Origin of the sequence: Embleya sp. NBC_00888 (assembly GCF_045207655.1) — a bacterium.
In the GTDB taxonomy this organism is placed as follows: Bacteria; Actinomycetota; Actinomycetes; order Streptomycetales; family Streptomycetaceae; genus Embleya.
In genome coordinates this window covers 2,676,438-2,695,400 of the sequence record NZ_CP108785.1, presented here as the reverse complement: position 1 = coordinate 2,695,400, position 18,963 = coordinate 2,676,438, and the positions used below count along the sequence as shown (strand labels likewise).

The following is an 18,963-nucleotide window of genomic DNA, read 5'->3' as shown; positions in this document are numbered from 1 at the left end:
CCGAAGCTCCCGGATCGATCTGGGGAGAGCGACACTTGAGCGACCACCGCCACAACGCCATCGCCTACGCCGCCATCATCCTCGAACGCGCCGATGGGGCCGTGCTGTTCATGGAGCGCAAGGACACCGGCTTCGCCGACGGCCTGCTCGCCCTGCCGGGTGGTCTGGCCGACCCGGGCGAACTTCTCATCGAGGCGTGCGCCCGGGAGACCAAGGAGGAGATCGCCACCGACGTGGCCATGGCGGACCTGCGCACGGCGTACGTGTCCCAGGTCCTCGGCGAGACCGGCGTTCCGGTGATCGGTTGGTACTTCCACACCACCGCCTGGTCGGGCGTCCCGAGCAACGCCGAACCCGACCAGTGCGCCCGGCTGGCCTGGCTCGACCCGGCCGACCTCCCGGCCGACGTCGAGTCCACCGACGCGACGGCGGTCACCGCGTGGCATCGCGGCAACACCCCGGTCCGCTGGGCCTGACCGTCTCACCGATCGCGCGGGTGGGCTATCCCGCCTCGCGGTCGGGCCAGTTCACCCGGCCGTCCCGGAACATCAGCGGTGCGGGCTCGATGTCCTCCAGGAAGCGCAACCGCCCGAGCACGACCGACCCGTCCGGGCTCGTGTGCGCGTCATCGGCCCGGGCGGCCAGCCAGGTCAACAGGACGCCGACCGCGTCGAACTCGTCCGGATGCAACTCCTGACGTACGCTCACGACCCACCCGCCGGCGGTCGGCGTCACGTCGGCCGTCGACTCGCCACCGACCCTCAACGCCATCCCGGTACGACCCAGCACGGGACGCGGATCGTCCTCCACCGTCGGCACACCGAAGTCGTCCACCACGACCACCGGAAACTCGGTCACGATGCCGCGGGCGCCCGACGCGGGAAGAACCCCGCCGCCGAGACCGGCATGCCACCGCAACTCGGCGACCTCGCCGCCGGAGAGCGGCCCGCGTATCGCCAAGGCCATGGTCAACTCGTAGAGATCACTCACACGTCGGGACCTTAGGGGGTGGCGTCGACGGACGGCGAACCCGACCGAAGTCCGTCCGCGCCTGCCCGTGCCTGTCCGTGCCTGTCCGCGGTCGGGCGCGGCCCGGTGCGGTCGAGCCCGGACCGGCGCGGATGGGCGCGGATGGGCGCGCGTGGTCCATCGCGGGGTGGTCGACTCCCGTGCGGATCCCCATGCAGGCTCCCATGCACTCCACCGTGCGACTCACCATGCGGGCTGCCATGCAGCTCGCCATGCAAGTACCAGGTCAGAGGCCTTTTCAAGCCTGTCGATGATGGCCATGTTCAGGTCGACGCACTCGTCGGCAACCGCGTCGATCGGAGTGCTCGTCGCGGGTTCTCCCCCCGGGGTCCCGCGCGCGGTCGGCGTGTGTCCTGCCGGTGAGGGTGCGGAAGACGTCGTCGAGGTCGGGGGTGTGCACGGTGAGCGCCTCGGTCCGGATGGCCGCGTCGTCGAGGGCGTCGAGGACGATGCGCAGGGCCGCGGCGGTGTCGTCGCCGGGGACGCTCACCGTGAGGGTCTCGCCGTCGCGGGTGGTGGCGCGGAAGAGATCGGCGGCGGCGTCGAGTCGGTCCTGGTCGGCGAACCGGATCCGGATGTGGGCGCCGGGGGTGCGGCGCTTGAGCTCCTCGGCGGTGCCCTCGGCGACCAGCCTGCCGTAGTCCAGGACGGCGACCCGGTCGGCGAGTCGGGCGGCCTCCTCCAGGTATCGCGTGGTCAACAGGATGGTCACGCCGTGGTCGGCGACCAGGCCGCGGACGACGTCCCAGACGATCCGGCGGCTGCGCGGATCCAGACCGGTGGTGGGTTCGTCGAGGAGGATCACGCGCGGTTCGCCGACCAGGGCCATCGCCAGGTCGAGCCTGCGGCGCGTGCTCCAGCACAGGGTGCGCGCGGCTGCGTGGGCATCCCGGGCGAGGTCGAACCGGGCGAGGAATTCGTCGGCCCGTCGGTGGCCCTCGGCCCGGCCCAGGCGGTGCAGGTCCGCCATCAGGATCAGGTTTTCCCGGGCGGTGAGCAGGTTGTCCGCGGCGGTGAACCGACCGGAGACACCGATCGCACGGCGCACCTTGTCGGCATCCCGGGTGAGGTCGTGGCCCGCCACTCGAATGTGGCCGGCGTCCGCGCCGATGAGCGTGGACAGGATTCGCACGGTCGTGGTCTTGCCCGCGCCGTCGGGGCCGAGCAGTGCGAAGACGGTGCCCTCGGGGATGTGCAGGTCGATGCCGTCCAGCACCACCTTGTCGCCGTAGGACTTGGCCAGGCCGACGGCGCTGATCGCCGGTGCGTGGACGAGGGGCGCGGAAGTCGTGGTCATGGCAGTCGCATTCCCCGAATCGTGGTTCTGCGGTCTCGTCCCGGCCGCGCGCCGGGATCAGGCGCGGTGGATCACGATGTGGCCGAGGTCCGTGCGGGCACGGACCTCGACGGTCTGCTTGGAGGCGTCGGGGCTGCCGGTCGGGCCGAGCGAGTTGCGCACGTCGCCCATCCGGGTCCATACGTCGAGCCGGGCCGCGGTGGACTCGCGGATGCCGACCTCCAGATTGCCGGTGCCGGTCCGCAGGCGTACCCGGCCGCGCGCCACCTCCTCGATCCGGATCGCGCCGTTGGCACACGTGGCGTCCACGTCGGCGTGCGCGACGCCGATCGCGATCCGGCCGTCGGACGAACTGACCCGCAGATCGCCGCCGACCTCACCGATGGTGCTCTCGCCGGCGGCGTTCGTGATCGTCGCCGCGCCGGTGACGGTGCCGATCGCGATCCGGCCCGCCGCGACGATCTCGGCGTCCCCGATCACGTGACCCACCCGGATGTCGCCGTAGCCGGTCCGGGCGTACATGGTGCGCGCCTCGTCGACGCGGATCGTGCCGACCGAGGTCTCGAGCCGGCAGCCGCCGAGCGGGCCCAGGCAGGTGAAGTCCGCCAGCGGCGTGCCGGCTTGGACCTCGGAGCCGGCCGGCAACTCGATGGCTATCTCCACTGAACCGCTCTTGCCGAGCGGCGAATGTGTCCCGGGTCCCTTGACCACCAGCCGACCGCCGGTGCAGGTGACCGAGATCTGCTGCGCGGCTCGTACGTCGAGTTCGTCCGCGCCGTCGCCGGGTAACACCTCGACGACCGTGTCGGTGCGCTTGCTCGCGGTGATCCGGACCGAGCCGACGTCGAATTCGAGGTCGACGGAGATCGGCTCGGGGGTGTCGAACTTGGGCATGGCGGTGCTCTCCTCGTGGCTGGTGGTGTTCCCGCCGGTCGGGCGGGGCGGGAGAAGAGTGGAGCGACGTCGGGTGGTCGGCGCGGTGCGCGGGTGCGGGCGCCCTGCGGCTAGCGGACCCAGCCGGTGTAGCGCCGTCGGCCCCGATCTCGGGTGGGGCCGCCTGGTGCGCCGTCGCGGGTCGCCTCGGGTTCGAACGAGCCCGCGACGGCGCGGACCAGCCAGGCGTTGACCGACAGGCCCTCGTACGCGGCGGTTTCCTCGACCCGGGACTTGAGGTGGGCGGGCAGGCGGAAGTTGATCCGCGCCGTGCCGCCGTCCTCGCCGTGGGCCGGGGCCATCGGTGCCGCGGTCGGCGGCGCGGGTGCTCCGCTCGGCTTGCGCTCGGGCGCCCGGGGATCGGCGTACGCCTCCCGCGCCGACGGCGCCGTCACCACGAACTCGGGGTCGAGACCGCGCAGTCGCATGTCCACCGAGCCCGGCGCCAGGTCGCGGGTGACCTCGGCCATCGCGGCGGACAGCGCGCCGAGCAGAACGAGTCGGGTGGCCGAGTCCAGCGGAGCGGTGAGGCGCGCGGCCAGGCTTCGGGCTTCGGCGCCACCCACGTCCGCAGCGACCGCGAGTTCGTTGCGGAGACTGTCGACGTATGGCGTGAGGTCCATAACGCCATCATGGCACGAAGATGGCGCCATGACGAGTCATTGTGACATCATTTCTCGATGGGTAGCGTGTCATTTGTGGCGCATGGCATCGTGGTGGCAGCCTGCGAAAACCGGCTCCTTGGTGCAAATATGCAGGTCGGGAGGGTTCTTTCTGTCGGTGTGCGGCATTGGCCCGTGGCCCTCGGTGGTGCCACGATACCGATGCGGACCGGCAGTATGCACCGTGCCGCCGTCGAAGACCAGAGCGGTGGCCGATGCCTCCGGCAGCACGCTCACGAAGGCGGGCGCACGACGGCGAAACCGGCGACGGCGAGTGCGCATGGTGGAGGGGGCGTCACCGGTGCGTCGCGGGACCACCCGGTACGCCGAGTCGTCCGGCGCGCCTGGGCGGCAACCATTCCGCGGCCCACCGACTTCCGTGTCCGGTCGCCTCGTTCCGCCCGGCGGTGCCGCCGCGGTTACGCCGACCGGGGGATTCGCAGGGTCGTAAAGTGATCATGCAGGGGTGGCGAGGCACGGTTGGCGAGGGGGCCGGAAGACGTGGCGATACGGGATCAACTGCGGGGCATCGGCGGGGCGGTGGGCTCCGCGGCGGCGTCGGGACGCGCGGCGGTGGGGAATCGGATCGGGGCCGGTCGGGCCCGGGTCGCGTCGGGGGACTGGGTGCGCGGGACGCTGGACGCGCTGCCCGCGCCGGCCGCACCCGCCACCGTGGCCTGGGAGTTCTCGCTGGGCGCGCTGGTGTGTCGGCACCCGAAGGTCCCGGCGATCACCGCGCGACCGCTGCGGCTGCTCGACGGGCTGGGCGCGGTGCGGTTCGGCCCGGAGAGCGTCGGCTTCGACGGGGAGGACATCCCGTGGGACAAGGTGATCCGGCTGACCGTGCACGACGCGTTCGCGTCGATGACCACGGCCGCGCTCGACACCGAGGTCGACCGCGTCCGTGAGGTGTTGCCGCCGCTGCCCGGCCGCAAGTGGGCGGTCACCAAGGTGGTGGAGGGCCTGCTCACGGTGGTGCTCGCGTCACTGGAACAGGCCGACGACCGGCGACTGGACAGCGCGGAGGTGGCCTGCGAGATCACCTACCGCGGCCTGCTCGGCCGAGAGAAGACGCTGCGCGCGAGCCTGTTCGCCACCGCGCTGCTGGCCCGACAGACCGCGGTCGCGGACAGCCTGGTGGCCACCGCCCGAGCGCACGGCGTCGAGGTGGTCGCGGCCGTCCCCGAGGGTGGCGCCGACGACGCGGCGGCGGCCGAGCGTACCCGTGTCCTGCGCGCCCGCACCGACGCGGTCTCCGCGCGGCTGCGCGCCCAGCGTGAGCAGGCCGCGGATATCGTCCCGCCCACCGAGTCGGCGGCGGCCGTCGGCAGCGCGCCGGGCCCCGCGTCCGCACCGTCGGTGCCGCCGGCCGGCCCGAGCAACCCGGCCCACCCCAGCGACGCGACGGACCCGACCGACCCGTTCTCCTGCTGACCGCCCGGGCCGCTCGGCGGCGCGCCCCCTCGGCCGAATCCGCGTCGCGGCGTGCCGGCTCGGCCCGACGCGCCTCGCCGCGTGCCTCCTCGGCCCGATCCGCTTCGCGGCCTGTCTTCCGGCCCGACCCGGCGTGCCGTCGTGGGAGGCGCGTTACGCGTGGGCCTCGATGCCATAGGGGCGCAGGCCGCGACCGCGGTAGTTGAGCAGGGCGTTGGGGTGGTCCTCGGAGGACGTGTGCAGCCACACCCGGCGGACCGGTTCGGTCGGCGCACCGGGGGAGGTGCGCCACGCCTGACGGAGCATCAGGGTCAGCGCACAGCCGCCCAGGCCCTTGCCGACGAACTCGGGGAGCAGGCCGAACGTGACCACCTCCACGTTCCCGTCGGGCTGCGGCTCCAGGTTGCCGATTCCCGCCCACTCGCCCGCGTGCGTGATCAGCCAGGTTTGCCGCAGCGGGTGCGCGGCCTGAAGTTCCGCCCAATCACGCTCGGTTCGGGACGCGCTGCGCCAGCCGTAGGGGGCGCCGACCCGAGCCTGGAGCGCGTACACCTCGGGCGTGATCGGGTCGAAGCGGTGCAACGCGAGGTTCGGGACGGAACGGGACGGCCGAAGCTCGTCGGCCGAGGTCATCTCCAGGTACATCACGGTCTTCCCCATCGACGCAGGCTATCGCCGCCGCGCACACCGCTGTGCTGAAGCGCATGCCGGCGGACGCGATGCCCGATATGCACGATATTCCCGGCATGCTCGATACGTTCGGCGCCTGACGCCCGGGAATCCGTGTGGCCACGACTTCCGGCCGGTCGTGGCCACGCGCCGGTGCACGGGTGGGTCGGGCCCGACTCGTGGTTTCCCGCAGCGCCACCACCACGCCGCCACGATGCCGACGTGTGCGGTGTGCGGTGTGCGGTGCCGCGCACTCGGGCCCGCGGCATGATCCATCCGACTTCTTGTGGGTGTCACGTCGTGGCCATACCGGCGCAACACGGGACGGCGAGACTGTGGGCATGCGAAAGTTCAGCACACCGGAGATGCCTGTGACCCCACCGAACGACCTGCTCGACCCGAAGCACCACCAGGGACGCGAGCGCGGCATCGCGCTCGTCGCGCACGACCGATGCAAGCCGGAGATGCTTGCCTGGGCCCGGACCCACCGCGAGATCCTGGCCGCCCACCGCCTGTGCGCGACCGGGACCACCGGTGGCATCCTCGCCGAGGAACTCGACCTCCGGGTCACCCGGTTCCGCAGCGGCCCGCTCGGCGGCGACCAGCAGATCGGATCGCGGGTCGCCGAAGGCGACGTGGACCTGCTGGTGTTCTTCTGGGACCCGCTGAGCGCCCAGCCGCACGAACCCGACGTGCGCGCGCTGTTGCGGCTCGCGGTCCTGGCGAACATCCCGGTGGCCTGCAACCGGGCGACCGCCGACTTCGTGATCACCTCGCCGCTGCTGGCGACGGCCGATGATCCGGACCGCCCCTGCTCGCCGGTCTTCGAGCCGCTGGCGGCGTAGCGCGCCCGGGCGTACGGCGCGTGCACGCCGAGCGGGTGCGCGCAGCGGGCGGGTACGGCCGCCGCCGCGCTCAGGGGCGGGTCAGGCCCCGGCGGTCGGCGTAGCGCACCGCGTCCGTCCGATTGCGCGCGTTGATCTTGGCGAAGGCGTTGTTGATGTGCGTCTTGACGGTCGCCTCGCCGATCGACAGGGCGGCGGCGATGCCGGCGTTGGTCAGCCCGTCGACGATCAGCCTCAGTACCTCCACCTCGCGATCGGTGAGCCGATCGGGATGCGCGGCGCGCTGCGCGGGCCGCGCCGATTCCGTCGATTTTGCCGAGGCGGCTTCAGGCGCGGCGATGGTCGGATGCGGGATACGCGGTCGCGGTGTCGCGGCCGGCTTCGGGTGCGCTGTCGGCTCGGGCCCGTCCGTCACGTCGGTCAACCTTTCGAGCACTGTGGCCTGCGCGGTGATTCGGGCCGCGTTCCGGCGATTTCTGCGCATTGGTGCCGTTGCGTACCCCGTCTCGCGCCGTACAACCTACCGGGACCGACGCCGCCTTCCCGACCGCCGCACCGCCGGCGCCCGGGATCCTTCGTCGGCGTTTTCGTCGACCGAGGACCCCGGGCGGAGGTGGCCGGCTCAGCCGCCGGCCGGCGGCGTCGGCGCGGGGTCGGACCAGTGGGTGAGGACCTCGGTGTACGGGTTGGCGGCGAGCCACGAGATCGCGTCCCGGGCGCTGCGTTCGTAGCTCTCGGCCAAGGCCCGGGCCTCGACCAGGGCGCCGGTGGTCTCGACCAGGCCGCGCATCCGGGCGAGCGCGGTCTCCGGGTTGGTCTCGTGCAGGAGCGCATGTCGGATCGCGGCGCGCTGCTCGGCGCTGCCGCGTTCGTGGGCGAGCAGTACCGGCAGGGTCGGGCGATGGTTGCACACGTCACTGTCGGCGGGCTTGCCCATGGTGGCGGCCGACGCGTCGTCGTACGGGAGCAGGTCGTCGCGGATCTGGAAGGCCAGGCCCACGTGCCGTCCGAACGCGCCGAGTGCCTCCACCGCCGCGTCGTTGCCGCCGCCCAGGATCGCCCCGACCCGGCAGGACGCGGACAACAACGCGCCGGTCTTGCGAGTGGCCATCGCGAGGTAGTCCTCGACCGGGCAGTCCAGATCCCCGGCGAAGCCCAGTTCGTCGAACACCCCCTGGCACATCGCGTATCCGCCCTCCGCCTGGGCGGCCATCGCCCGCGCGATCCGCTCGCCGGGCACCCCGTGGCGCGCACACTCCGCGAGCGCGCCGAACCACGCGAAGTACAGGCTGCTGCCCGCGATGATGGCGCGCTCGGGGCCGTAGGCGATGTGCACCGCCGGTCTGCCGCGCCGCTCCTCGTCGGCGTCGATGATGTCGTCGTGGAGCAGGCTCCCGGTGTGCACGCACTCCATCCCGACGGCGGCCGGCAGCGCGTGCTCGACCTCGCCGCCGACCGCGAGCGCCGCGTACATCACCAACGCGGGTCGCAGCAGCTTGCCGGTCGGCAGGAGCGCGTACCGGTGCACCGCGTCCATGCCCTCGGCGTCCTGCGGCCAGCGGCGGGCGAACTCGGCGGCAAGGACGGTCGGTACGTCCACGATCGGCCGATCGCACAACTCGTACGGGGTGGGCGCGACCGTCGCGCGCGCCCGCTTGGTCGATCGACGTTTGTGCGCCGTCGAGGAAACCTGCGGTGTCTCGGTCACGGCTTGCGAACCCCCTGTGTCGCCCCCTGAGCGCGGCCCCCGCCGCGCCGGAGCGCATGGGGGCGACGCATGATGCGGACGCTCGGCGGCGCCCGGATCAACCCAACAGACCGCGGGGGTTCGGCGACAGCCGGGTACGGAAGCATCGCTCCGGCGTACGCTCACCCGAACGGGAATCCGCGCCTCCACACCCCACCATCGCGTGGTTTCGCGGCGGGGCACCAGGATCGTGAGCCCCGCCGGCGGACGGGTCATGCCCCCGGGCGGGCCGCGATCGTCAGCGGTAGCCGCTCAGCCCGTCCGCCAACTCCGCGCGGTCGCCGTCCCGGAGCGCGGCCGGCGCCTGCTGCAGCGCGAACGTGCCGCGGATCGCGGCGACCCCCGGCGTCGAACGGCCCCGATTCGCCGGCCGTGTGGGTCGTCACGATCTCGCCGCTGCCCGGTTTCCACGGGACCCTCCTCGAACAGCCCGACACGGCGGCGGTGCCGGACGGCGCTCACGACCGCGTGACCGAGCGGAGACGTCCTCGATTCCCGGCGCGGCGCTCAGACCGCCAAAGCGCGTTCCGCGCGCAGCGCCGCCGCGATCTCGACGCAGCGTCGGGTCTGGATTCGGACCAGGTCGAGGGACATGAGGGTCGGGTCGCCGGTGCTGCCCTCGAGGTCCGTCACAGGGGGGAGTATGGCCACCGAACGCTCCGGCTCGCGCGCGCAGCGGCCGGGCGCGGGCCGGTGGACGATGCCGAAGCTGCGCATCAGCCCGCCGTGCAGCGTGCCGGGCGCCGGCGTGGTCACGAACACGCCGAACACCTGCTCCTCGGTGCGACGCTCCCACGCGCCCCGCATCTCGCGCGCGGCCGACGCGGTGGCGGGCGCGGTCGCGGAGTCCGAGAGTCGGCGCAACAAAGCGACCACGTCGCGGTCCCGCGCCGGAGCGCCGAGCACGACGACGTCGGCCCAGCTCAGATCGCGCGCGGTCGCGGGTGGATCCGCTCTCGGGTCCGCCGGTTTCGGGTCCGGTTCGGCCTCCGGCAGCCGGCGCAACCGGACGTCGGCGCCGGTGTTCCAGGCGACCGCCGCCACCGCGTCGGCCAGTGCCCGAACACACTCGGCGGTGTCGTGGTAGACCACTGTGACCTTGATCGTCATGTTGCCGTCTCCTTTGCCGATCCTGCGGCGCGCGGCCGCCCTCCCCGAATCCGGGACATCCTCACGCTAGGCGCGGACCGCCTTCCCGGAGATGGCCGTACGCGCCACGAAGAGGACTCCGCGCGCCGGCCGGCGGTCGATGGTGGTCGAACGAGTCGGTGGTGGCAGTCGATACCAGGCCGCACCGACATCGGCGCCCGGATCGCGGTGCGGCCACCCGCCCGCGCAGGGCGTACTCCGCCCCCACACACCGCACTCCGCCGGAACGCGGCACAGCCCGCCCGGGCGACCCCGAATCGGCCGTTTCCCGCGCTACCGGTCGCCGGCCCCCGGGTCCGGCCTCGATTAATGCGCACCGGCGCGTCCTCGAAGTGAACTTCCGGGGAACGGAAGGTACTTACCATCGGACAACCGCGCCGCCCGGACACCGACACTTCCGCCCGCCACCCAAGGACGTGACCTCGGCGCCCGAAGCGAGCGCGCGTGAATCGGGTACCGAAGCCCCGGTGGGCTAACGTCACTGTGCCCGCTCACCCGAGCCGCTCGCCCGAACCGCCTTGCCCCAAGCCCCCGCCCCCGTCGCCACCCCGCCCGACCCGTACCCAGGAGACCCGACCGATGGCGCTGGACCCGCTGGACAGCCGGATCATCACCGCGCTCATCGACGACGCGCGTTCGACCTACGCCGAGATCGGCGCCCGGGTCGGTCTGTCCGCGTCCGCCGTCAAACGTCGGGTGGACCGGCTGCTGGCCGCCGGTGTGATCACCGGGTTCTCCGCGTCGGTGGAGCCGGCCGCGCTGGGGTGGAGCACCGAGGCGTTCGTCGAGTTGTACTGCGTCGGGCGCACCTCGCCGAGCGCGATCGGACGGGCGCTGGCGAAGTTCCCCGAGGTGGTCTCGGCGAGCACCGTCACCGGCGACGCGGACGCGGTGATCCACCTGCTCGCCGAGGACGTACAGCACTTCGAACGCATCCTGGAGCGCATCAACGCGGAGCCGTTCGTGGTCCGCACCAAGAGCTCTGTCGTGCTTTCCCGGCTGGTCAGGCGCAATGGAACGAGTTGGCAGGGAGTGGAGACGCAATAGATCGGCGTCGACGCGCAAGATCGACCTCTTGGCCCGATCGCACACCCGTACGTAGGGTTTGAGTTGCCGGTGCGGACCAACCCGGCGCCCCACGGTTTTCGCCGGAACACCGACCCGCGCGGGATACGCCACTGCGGGAAACCCACCCTGCGCGGGAAACGCCGCCCGAACGCGCCGAGAGATTGTCGAGCCCCGCCATGCGCATGCACCGGTACGATCCCGCCCTCGCCGACCTGGTCTTCGACTACATGCGCGAGCGGCTCGCACTGGACCCGGTCCCGCTGGACAACCCCGGGCGCAAGGACAAGCTCGACCGCGCGCTCGACGGCCTGATCGGCGCGCAGGGCAACGACCCGGGCGACGTGCTGGCGATCTACGCCGACCAGCTCGCGCCGGCGGTCATCTCCTGCGACAGCCCGCGCTTCCTCTCCTTCATCCCGGCCGCGCCGACCAAGGCCGCGCTGCTGTTCGACATGGTCGTCTCGTGCGCGTCCCTCCAGGGCATCTCGTGGCTGGAGGCGGCGGGCGCGGTGGCCGCCGAGAACCAGGTGCTGCGGTTGATCGCCGACCTGGCCGGGCTGCCCGCGAGCGCCGGCGGTTGTTTCGTCAGCGGCGGCTCGGCCGGCAACCTGTCCGCGCTCGTGGTCGCCCGGGACATGGGCCGGCGGCGTACCGGCGCCACCGCCCGGGACCGCCTGCGGATCGCGGTCAGCGACCAGGCACACTCCTCGATCGGCAACACGCTGCGCATCATCGGCATGGACGCGCTCGTGGTGAAGACCACCGACCACCGCCTGACCGGCGAGGCGCTGCGCGCCGCGCTGGACGCCGACCCGGACGTGGCCGACGTGGTGGGCGTGGTCGCCACCGCCGGCACCACCAACGCGGGGATCATCGACGACCTGGCCGGGATCGGCGCGGTCGCCCGCGAGCGCGAGCTGTGGTTCCACGTGGACGGTGCCTACGGCGGCGCCGGCCTGCTCGCGCCCAGCGTGCGCGCCCGCTACGACGGGATCGAGCTGGCCGACTCGTTCGTGGTCGACCCGCACAAGTGGCTGTTCGCGCCGTTCGACTGCGCCGCGCTGGTGTACCGCGACCCGGCCCTGGCCCGCGGCGTACACACCCAGGACGCGTCCTACCTGGACGTTCTGCACACCGACGCGCCCGAGGAGTGGAACCCGACCGACTACGCGTACCACCTCACCCGCCGTGCCCGCGGCCTGCCGCTGTGGTTCTCGCTCGCCGTGCACGGCACCGACGCCTACACCGAGGCGATCGAGACCGCGCTCACGCTGGCCCGGGACACCGCCGAGCTGATCCGGGCCACCCCGCACCTGGAACTGATCCGCGACCCCGAGCTGTCCGCGGTGCTCTTCCGCCGGGTCGGCTGGAGCGCGGCCGACTACCTGGAGTGGTCGCACCGGCTGCTGGCCGGCCAGGTGGGTTTCGTCACACCGACCGGTTGGGAGGGTGAGACGGTGGCTCGCTTCGCCTTCCTGCATCCGGGTACCACGATGGCGATGGTCGAGGAGATCATGGCCACGATGGTGTAACGCCCTACGGCCTGCCGCTCGCGCGTTCGGGTCGCCGTGGCCCAGACTGGAACCCGATGGACGGCTTCCGGGGGCCGGGCGCCTCACGGGACCCGGGGCTGGAGAGGACAGGCGTGGCGCTGGACGAGTACGCGGACCCGCCGATGATGGTGCCGGAGGTCGACGCCGTGACCGGCGCGGTCGCGCGCCTGGTCGGGGTCGAGGGCGACGACGTGCGCGAGGCCGGCGCGTACGCGGTCTTGCAGGGTCTGCTCGACGGCACGCCCGCCGCGGTCGCGGTGATGAGCCCGAGCCTGCGCTACCTGTACGTCAATCCGGCGCTGGCCCGGATGAACGGCGTCTCGGCCGAGGAGCACCTGGGCCGGAGCATCGGCGAGGTGCTTCCGGAGGTGGACGCCAAGGACGAAATCCTGCGGGCGGTGCTCAGCGACGGCGTGGCCCGCGAGGCCACCTCCACCGGGATCACGCACGCGGGCCCGCCCGGGCGCCGCTGGTGGCACGGCGCCTACCACCGCCTGGAGCACGAGGGCGTGGTGGTCGGCCTGGCGGGCGTGATACTCGAGGTCTCCGAGTCCCGTCGCACCCAGATGGAACTGGACGCGGCCCGTCGCCGGCTGGCGTTCCTGGACGCCGCCGCGACCCGGGTCGGCACCACCCTGGACCTGGTGGAAACCTGCGAGGAACTGGCCGAACTGTTCGTCGCCGAGCTCGGCGACGTGGCCGCGGTGGACGTGTTCGCGGTCGAGGGCGCCAACGGCACACCGCACGCGCCGGAGGACATGGTCCGGATGTGGCGGGCCGCGCTGTCGCACCGGCCGGGGATGGCCGAGCAGGCCGCGATCCTGCGCCGGCCCGGCGAGAACGTGGACTACCAACAGGGCTCGATGGTGCCGCGCGCGCTGAGCGAGCGCAGCCCCGTGGTGGTCAACCGGGCGAGCGACGAGGAACTGGCCCGCGAGGTCTCCAGCCCGGACCGGCTCGCGGTGTTCCGCTCGGTCGGCCTGCACTCGGTGGTCGCGCTGCCCCTGGTCGCCCGGGGCAGCGCGATCGGCATGGTCACCCTGGCCCGGCACGGCGCCGTACCGGCCTTCTCCACCGAGGACGTGGTGCTGGCCCGGGACTTGGCCCGGCGCGGGGCGATCAGCGTGGACAACGCGCGCCGCTACGCGCACGAGCACGACATCGCACTGGCCCTCCAGCACGCGCTGCTGGCCGCGCCGGACGCACCGCACCCGGACATCGAACTGGCCTCGCGCTATCGCCCGGCGGGCAGCAGCGTGGAGGTGGGCGGCGACTGGTACGACGCGGTCGCGCTCAGCGGCGGACGCACCCTGCTCGCGGTCGGCGACGTGATGGGCCACGGCGTGCAGGCCGCCGTGGAGATGAGCCAGTTCCGGGCCCTGCTGCGGGTGCAGGCACGCTCCGACCTGGAGCCGCACGAGATCCTGGCCGCGGTGGACCGCACCAGCACCAAGGCGGGCATCGAGCGGGTGGCCAGTTGCCTGCTGGTGCTGGTGGACCCGGAGGCGGGCACGGTCACCTTCGCCAGCGCCGGCCACCTGCCGCCGCTCCTGGTCGGGCCCGGCGACGCGGCCGAACTCGTGGACGTCCCGGTCGGACCACCGCTGGGCACCGGGTTCGGCGGCTACACCTCGGTGCGCCGGCGCAGCCAGCCGGAGCGGGTCCTGGTGATGTACACCGACGGCCTGGTCGAGCGGCGGGGCGAGGACATCGGCGAATCGCTCCAGCGGCTGACCCACGTGGGACTGAGCGCCGAGACACCGCTGGTGCGCCTGGTGGACACGCTGATCGCGCGGATGATCACGGACAAGCCGGAGGACGACATCGCGGTCCTGGCCGCCCGCCAACACCCGCCGGGCGAAGCGACGGGACCGGTCGCGGGCCGGTGACCAGGGCGCTCGATTCGGGGCGCGCCATGGCGTCCAGCGCGAGCAGGTGATCCTGGCTCAGCGGATTCCGACGATGGTGACGGTGACGCAGCGGTCCTCGATGACGAAGGTGGCCTCACCCTCGACGCAGAACGCGTACCTGCGGGTGTTGGGGGCGCTTCGTTCGCCGACGCCCACGCGCCACGGGTCCGACGCCAGACTGCGGATCATGTCGGCGTAGGCGCTCTGTACGTGCGGTTTGGCGTTCCGGATCCAGCTCTGCGGTTGCGAGAGGGACTCCACCCGGTAGGCCATGATTCACTCGTCCCACTCGGGTGGAAGCGCCGGTACGGTGTCGACCGGCAGGCCGGCATTGATCCTCCGGATGGCTTCGGCCATCTCCGGCCAGTCGGGCAGCCGCCGGTGGTACAGGGTGACCTGCCATTGCGGAAGCATCTCGGCGAGCGGCGCCAGGTCTCCGGTGGCTTTCGCGTGGTCGAGGACGCGGACGTACTCCTCCTCGAACCGGGCCCGTAGGTCTTCGGGAAGCTCGGCTCGCAGTTCCGCGGGCGTCGGGTAGTGGTCGCCGCCGAAGCCGATGACGCGTTCGGGGGCCCGGGGATCGCGTGCCGTCTCATCCATGCCGTCAGCCTGACAGGGCGCGAGCCGGCATCACCAGACGGCGCGCGACGTGAAACCTGCCGGTCGGGCGCGTCGGCGGGCGCTCGGTGCGGTTTCGTCAGTCGGTGCGCGGGGTCGGCCGGCTCAGGGAGTGGCGCGTGCCCACGACTCGGGGACGCGGGCGTGCGGGCGGTGCCGGCGGCGCCGAGACCAGAGTGCCGGCGATGGTGTCCTCGAAGCGGCGGCGGATCGGGCGCCAGCGGGCGTCGTGGCGCGCGGCGCGGGCGGTGGCGCGACGCATCTTGTGCGGCTTGTCGTGGTAGCGCCGCCTGGCCCATGGGGACCCCGGCCGGGCCAGCCGGATCGCCGCGACGATGTTGACGAACGGGACGAAGATGCCGATCACCCCGGTGCCGACCTTGCCCTTGGCGAACGTGATCGCCGCCATCGCCACGTCGAGCAGCAGCACGATCACCCACGCCACCCGATCGTCGACGGTGTCGCCCTCGGGGGTCGCGTCGAAGGGGACGAACCCGCTCGCCGCCAGGCCGGCCGCGGCGGTGGCCAGTACGGTGGCCTCGATCGAGATCCGGCCCTGCTCGGTCCAGTACACGTCGGCCAGATGCACGACCATCCCGAACTCGTCCAGCACCAGCCCCGCGCCGATGCCGAGCAACACCCCCGCGACCGACCGGCCGACCAGGTACTCGCCGGTGGCGACCGCGAGGAAGCCGCCGAGCAGGGCGAGCACGATGCCGGGCACCACGTGGTGGATGTGCACACCGCCGCCGCCGATGTTGTGGAACGGCCCCCGGCCGGCCCGGATCAGCCGGGTGATCGTCCGCGTCACCAGGAACGTGATCAGCAGCGACGCGAACGCCAGGGTCATCGGCAACCGGCCGTCGTGGATCATCGTGTCGTGCCACCAGTCGGCCGACTCCAGGTGTTCCGGCGTCATCGGTACCCCTTTCCGTGTTCGTGCTCGCCCACCGGTGACCGCGCGCCCGGTCGGGGGCGGCGCACGAACGCCGAACAGGTGAACCGGGCCGTGTCCTCGGGCGCCCCGGTGACCAAGCGGTCGTGGTCTCGTTGGTCGGGGCATGATGAAGCGCATCGCAGCCGCCGCCCTGGCCGGCACCGCACTCGCGGCCTTCGCCGCGTCCGCCGCCCACGCGCAGGAGCCGACACCGAACACCGGCAAGGTTGCCGGTGTCCCGTCCGCCGTCTATCCGGACGGCCTCAACGGCCTGAACCACGTCAAGCAGGTCGCGGACACCCTGCCGCTGTAGGGCTCCGCGCCACAGACGGGCGTGGTGTCCCGGTCCGGCCCCGAACGGGGACACCACGTCTTGGGCACCGCACCCACGCGGACCCCGAGCCAGGGTCACTCGTCGTCGAGGGCCCGGCGCAGCTCCTCGGTCTCGCGGTTGGCGGCGGCGAGGTCGTCCGTCATCCGGCGGGTGCCCTCGGCCACCCCCGCGTCCCAGATCCGTTGCACGAGGGCGCTCGCCCGATCCTGCGGCAGGTCGGTCTCGCGCATCAGCAGCTCGGTCAGCTCGATGATCGGGTGTTTGGGGTGCATAGCCCCAGCAGACCCGCCGACGGGCCCGGCCGCACCCGGGGCACGGCCGGTCGGGGGAGCGAGCGCGCCGGCCGCGCGTGGGACGCCGGCTACGCCTTCAGGTGCTCCCACGCCCGCGGGTGGGTGGTCAGGTAGCCGGCCAGATTCTGCGCCGGCCGGCCGGTCAGGTTCGGGACCGCGGTGGACACCTCGCTCATCTCGCCGGTCGCGATCGCCTCGTACGAGGTCACCCAGCCGGCCATCTCCCACGCCGGCGCGTTGTACTGCGCGCGCGAGGCGTACGCCTGATTCCGGGTCTCCGCGACGTAGCGGATCGGCCGCCCGGCGAAGCGGGTCAGCTCGGCCGCCGCCTCGGCGAGCGTGATCGCGTCGGGGCCGGTCAGGTCGTATCGGAGGCCGTCGTGCGCGTCGCCGCCGAGCAGGACGGCCGCCGCCGAGTCGGCGACGTCGTCGTGGGCCACCGCCGAGACCCGCCCGTCCCCGCCCGGACCGCGGATGACCCCGTCCGCGCCGACCATGGCCGGCAGCCCGGCCAGGTAGAGGCTGTCGCGCAGGAACGTGTACCGCAGCCCGGTGGCCCGGATGTGCTGCTCGGTGTGCCAGTGGTCGCGCGCGAACGTGAAGGTCGCGTCCGGCGCCGCGCCCAGGAAGGACACGTACACGATCCGTTCGACACCGGCCGCCACCGCCGCGTCCACGGCGGTGATGTGCTCGCGGACCCGATCGGCGCTCTCCCGCGCGGACACCAGGAACAGCGTGTCCGCCCCCGCCAGGGCCCGTCGCATCGCCGCGTCGTCGCCGTAGGACGCCGGCGGCGCCTTGACCGCGCCCTCGAACTCCGGCAACCGGGACGGGTCCCGCCCCATCAGGCGCTGCGCCACGCCGGCCTCGGCGAGCCGCCGGGCGACCCGGCCGCCGACCTGCCCGCTCGCTCCGGTGACCGCGATGACTGGACCCATGACGACGTCCTCTCCCGACGGGGACGGCCCGACAGCTCCCGGCCGCTCGGCCACCGACCCTACTGCCCGGTTGTCCGACATCCCCCGAACCACGCCCGCACGGCGCGCCCTTGCCGCCCGGACCGGGCCCGCCGGCCGGGTGCCGCGCGAGTCAGCGGGGGTCGTCGATCGTGCCGAGCACCCGGTCCACCAGTGGACGCGCCCGGTCGACCAATTCGTGTGCCTGGTCGGGGTACTTCGCGGCCAGGACCACCGCGCCGATCACCAACAACAGCAGGAGCAGACCGGAACCGCTCGAACGGCCGCCGCGCCGGCGCCGCCGACGGTCGGCGGTTGCCGCCTGGTCGGCGAAGACGCGCCGGTTGACGCCGTCCTGGAACGCCTGTGCCTGCCGTGCCGCCTGCATTCCCGGATCGATGGGCATATCCGGGCCCCCTTCCCCCCTGCCCGCGCGGTCGCGGGTCATCGGTGGGGACGGGCCGGGTGGTCGCCGTGGTTCGCCGTATGCGGGGCTGTCACCGCGTCGGAACCAATCCGTGACGGCGGCGGATCCGGGCCGGCGGGCGCGGCGCCCGGACGAGTCCGCGACCGGACGGGGCTACTCGTCCCACCAGCGGTCGCCCTGCTCGCGACGGTTGGCCACGATCGCGGCGAAGGGCGGGATCGCCATCGCGACGACGGTCATGCCCGCGGCCGCGGCCACCGACCAGCGGTAGACCACCGTGCCGGCCAGCAGGAACAGCAGCAGGCAGACACCCATCATCACGAAGTAGCGCTTGCGGCGCCGCCGCTGGGACGGGACCGGCCCGGATGGAGTGGCACCCCCTCGACCGGGGCCGCCCGGATCGTTGGAGCTCATGTGTTCACGGTACGACTTCGCGCCGCCGGACGGGCTCGCGCCGCACGCGCGATCGCGCCACCCCGGGGAGTCACGCCCGGATGACAATATTGGTATAGACCTTTCGGGTCGGACGGTGTTGACTGGCGTCGAGGCGGGGCCGTGGGTCCGTGCCGATCGCCGGAAAGGAATCAGTCGCCATGACGACCGTCTCCCCTCCGTACGCCGGCGCGCCCGTCGCCTATCTCAGGTGCTATCCGCGCGACCCGTGGGAGATGGCCGCGCATCGCAACGCGCTGACCGCGTACGCGCAGGGGCTCGGCCTGAATCGGCCCGTGGTGTGCCTGGACAACGGCGTGTCCTCGCGCGAACAGGCACCGGAGCTGGAGAACCTGCTGGCCCAGGTGGCCGCGGGCGCGGTGCGCACCGTGCTGATACCGGGCCTGTGGGTGTTCGCCCTGGACCCGGAGCGGGCCCGGGCCACCGCCGACCGGTTCCGCGCCGCCGGCGCCGAGATCATCGACCTTCCGGGCCGCTGGCACCAGCGCGACGGCCGCCGCGTGGCCCGGTGGTGACCACCCGCCGCGTGGGCGGGTGGTGATTCCTTCCCCGGACGGGGCGATCGCGCGCGACCCGGGGGCCGGGCGATCCCCGACCGAGTGATCCCCGACCGAGTGATCCCCCGCCGAGTGGTCCCCGGCCGAGTGAA

The 18,963-nt window shown here is 73.0% G+C and carries 23 protein-coding genes and 2 pseudogenes; 8 read left to right on the top strand and 17 right to left on the bottom strand.

Going from position 1 to position 18,963, the window contains the following annotated elements; translation table 11 throughout:
• The first annotated feature begins 35 nt into the window (after nucleotides 1–35).
• On the top strand, nucleotides 36–476 hold the full coding sequence (locus OG948_RS46115; protein WP_331770994.1) for an NUDIX domain-containing protein: 441 nt from the start codon (nucleotides 36–38) through the stop codon (nucleotides 474–476).
• Nucleotides 477–501: 25 nt separating this feature from the next.
• On the opposite strand, the gene OG948_RS46110 is transcribed toward OG948_RS46115, so the two are convergent.
• From OG948_RS46110 to OG948_RS46090, 5 genes are all read right to left on the bottom strand, one after another.
• Nucleotides 502–990, bottom strand: a complete 489-nt coding sequence (locus OG948_RS46110) for a hypothetical protein (RefSeq protein WP_331770993.1) — start codon at nucleotides 988–990, stop codon at nucleotides 502–504.
• 277 nt (nucleotides 991–1,267) lie between these two features.
• Nucleotides 1,268–2,326, bottom strand: a complete 1,059-nt coding sequence (locus OG948_RS46105; protein WP_331770992.1) for an ATP-binding cassette domain-containing protein — start codon at nucleotides 2,324–2,326, stop codon at nucleotides 1,268–1,270.
• A gap of 57 nt (nucleotides 2,327–2,383) precedes the next feature.
• A complete protein-coding gene (locus OG948_RS46100; protein WP_331770991.1) occupies nucleotides 2,384–3,220 on the bottom strand; it encodes a DUF4097 family beta strand repeat-containing protein in 837 nt (278 codons plus the stop codon).
• Nucleotides 3,221–3,330: 110 nt separating this feature from the next.
• Entirely contained in the window at nucleotides 3,331–3,882 is a 552-nt protein-coding gene (locus OG948_RS46095) for a hypothetical protein (protein WP_331770990.1), read from the bottom strand.
• A gap of 69 nt (nucleotides 3,883–3,951) precedes the next feature.
• Nucleotides 3,952–4,158, bottom strand: a complete 207-nt coding sequence (locus tag OG948_RS46090; RefSeq protein WP_406300639.1) for a hypothetical protein — start codon at nucleotides 4,156–4,158, stop codon at nucleotides 3,952–3,954.
• A gap of 264 nt (nucleotides 4,159–4,422) precedes the next feature.
• On the opposite strand from OG948_RS46090, the gene OG948_RS46085 reads away from it, so the two are divergent.
• Entirely contained in the window at nucleotides 4,423–5,355 is a 933-nt protein-coding gene (locus OG948_RS46085; protein WP_331770989.1) for a hypothetical protein, read from the top strand.
• A 153-nt stretch (nucleotides 5,356–5,508) separates the two neighbouring features.
• On the opposite strand, the gene OG948_RS46080 is transcribed toward OG948_RS46085, so the two are convergent.
• Nucleotides 5,509–6,015, bottom strand: a complete 507-nt coding sequence (locus OG948_RS46080; RefSeq protein WP_331770988.1) for a GNAT family N-acetyltransferase — start codon at nucleotides 6,013–6,015, stop codon at nucleotides 5,509–5,511.
• 350 nt (nucleotides 6,016–6,365) lie between these two features.
• Between OG948_RS46080 and OG948_RS46075 the strand changes: the two genes are divergently transcribed.
• Nucleotides 6,366–6,869, top strand: a complete 504-nt coding sequence (locus OG948_RS46075) for a methylglyoxal synthase (protein WP_406300638.1) — start codon at nucleotides 6,366–6,368, stop codon at nucleotides 6,867–6,869.
• Nucleotides 6,870–6,939: 70 nt separating this feature from the next.
• Here OG948_RS46075 and OG948_RS46070 read toward each other — a convergent pair whose 3' ends face one another.
• The 4 genes and pseudogenes from OG948_RS46070 to OG948_RS46055 all read right to left on the bottom strand — a co-directional run bounded on the left by OG948_RS46070 (nucleotide 6,940) and on the right by OG948_RS46055 (nucleotide 9,726).
• The gene (locus OG948_RS46070) at nucleotides 6,940–7,284 is read right to left on the bottom strand and encodes a LuxR C-terminal-related transcriptional regulator (RefSeq protein ID WP_406300637.1); all 345 of its coding nucleotides are present in this window, start codon (nucleotides 7,282–7,284) and stop codon (nucleotides 6,940–6,942) included.
• A 207-nt stretch (nucleotides 7,285–7,491) separates the two neighbouring features.
• Nucleotides 7,492–8,577, bottom strand: a complete 1,086-nt coding sequence (locus OG948_RS46065) for a polyprenyl synthetase family protein (protein WP_331770986.1) — start codon at nucleotides 8,575–8,577, stop codon at nucleotides 7,492–7,494.
• A 277-nt stretch (nucleotides 8,578–8,854) separates the two neighbouring features.
• Nucleotides 8,855–8,956: pseudogene (locus tag OG948_RS46060) on the bottom strand (phosphotransferase); the annotation flags it as partial.
• A 167-nt stretch (nucleotides 8,957–9,123) separates the two neighbouring features.
• Nucleotides 9,124–9,726, bottom strand: a complete 603-nt coding sequence (locus tag OG948_RS46055) for a hypothetical protein (protein ID WP_331770985.1) — start codon at nucleotides 9,724–9,726, stop codon at nucleotides 9,124–9,126.
• 618 nt (nucleotides 9,727–10,344) lie between these two features.
• Between OG948_RS46055 and OG948_RS46050 the strand changes: the two genes are divergently transcribed.
• From OG948_RS46050 to OG948_RS46040, 3 genes are all read left to right on the top strand, one after another.
• Nucleotides 10,345–10,812, top strand: coding sequence for an Lrp/AsnC family transcriptional regulator (locus OG948_RS46050; protein WP_331770984.1), 468 nt, complete (start codon nucleotides 10,345–10,347; stop codon nucleotides 10,810–10,812).
• 203 nt (nucleotides 10,813–11,015) lie between these two features.
• Nucleotides 11,016–12,365 (top strand): pyridoxal-dependent decarboxylase, encoded by a 1,350-nt coding sequence (locus OG948_RS46045; protein WP_331773524.1) that lies wholly within the window; start codon nucleotides 11,016–11,018, stop codon nucleotides 12,363–12,365.
• A 56-nt stretch (nucleotides 12,366–12,421) separates the two neighbouring features.
• Nucleotides 12,422–14,275, top strand: coding sequence for a SpoIIE family protein phosphatase (locus tag OG948_RS46040; protein ID WP_406300636.1), 1,854 nt, complete (start codon nucleotides 12,422–12,424; stop codon nucleotides 14,273–14,275).
• Between the two features lie 57 nt (nucleotides 14,276–14,332).
• On the opposite strand, the gene OG948_RS46035 is transcribed toward OG948_RS46040, so the two are convergent.
• The 3 genes from OG948_RS46035 to OG948_RS46025 form a co-directional block, all read right to left on the bottom strand.
• Complete coding sequence (locus OG948_RS46035; protein ID WP_331770982.1) at nucleotides 14,333–14,569, bottom strand: hypothetical protein; 237 nt, start codon at nucleotides 14,567–14,569, stop codon at nucleotides 14,333–14,335.
• Between the two features lie 3 nt (nucleotides 14,570–14,572).
• The gene (locus OG948_RS46030; protein ID WP_331770981.1) at nucleotides 14,573–14,896 is read right to left on the bottom strand and encodes a DUF6247 family protein; all 324 of its coding nucleotides are present in this window, start codon (nucleotides 14,894–14,896) and stop codon (nucleotides 14,573–14,575) included.
• Between the two features lie 97 nt (nucleotides 14,897–14,993).
• Nucleotides 14,994–15,833 (bottom strand): hypothetical protein, encoded by an 840-nt coding sequence (locus OG948_RS46025; RefSeq protein WP_331770980.1) that lies wholly within the window; start codon nucleotides 15,831–15,833, stop codon nucleotides 14,994–14,996.
• 142 nt (nucleotides 15,834–15,975) lie between these two features.
• Here OG948_RS46025 and OG948_RS46020 point away from each other — a divergent pair, with 142 nt between their 5' ends.
• Nucleotides 15,976–16,164: a hypothetical protein gene (locus OG948_RS46020; protein WP_331770979.1), complete on the top strand. Its 189-nt coding sequence runs from the start codon at nucleotides 15,976–15,978 to the stop codon at nucleotides 16,162–16,164.
• A 95-nt stretch (nucleotides 16,165–16,259) separates the two neighbouring features.
• Here OG948_RS46020 and OG948_RS46015 read toward each other — a convergent pair whose 3' ends face one another.
• The 4 genes and pseudogenes from OG948_RS46015 to OG948_RS46000 form a co-directional block, all read right to left on the bottom strand.
• The gene (locus tag OG948_RS46015; RefSeq protein WP_331770978.1) at nucleotides 16,260–16,457 is read right to left on the bottom strand and encodes a hypothetical protein; all 198 of its coding nucleotides are present in this window, start codon (nucleotides 16,455–16,457) and stop codon (nucleotides 16,260–16,262) included.
• Between the two features lie 89 nt (nucleotides 16,458–16,546).
• Nucleotides 16,547–17,416 carry an SDR family oxidoreductase gene (locus OG948_RS46010; RefSeq protein WP_331770977.1) on the bottom strand — a complete coding sequence of 290 codons (870 nt, stop codon included), beginning with the start codon at nucleotides 17,414–17,416 and terminating at the stop codon, nucleotides 16,547–16,549.
• Between the two features lie 151 nt (nucleotides 17,417–17,567).
• Nucleotides 17,568–17,840 carry a hypothetical protein gene (locus OG948_RS46005; protein WP_331770976.1) on the bottom strand — a complete coding sequence of 91 codons (273 nt, stop codon included), beginning with the start codon at nucleotides 17,838–17,840 and terminating at the stop codon, nucleotides 17,568–17,570.
• Between the two features lie 177 nt (nucleotides 17,841–18,017).
• Nucleotides 18,018–18,275, bottom strand: a pseudogene (locus tag OG948_RS46000) (DUF3099 domain-containing protein); the annotation flags it as partial.
• A gap of 179 nt (nucleotides 18,276–18,454) precedes the next feature.
• Between OG948_RS46000 and OG948_RS45995 the strand changes: the two are divergent.
• A complete protein-coding gene (locus OG948_RS45995) occupies nucleotides 18,455–18,829 on the top strand; it encodes a hypothetical protein (protein WP_331770975.1) in 375 nt (124 codons plus the stop codon).
• The last annotated feature ends 134 nt before the right edge of the window (nucleotides 18,830–18,963 follow it).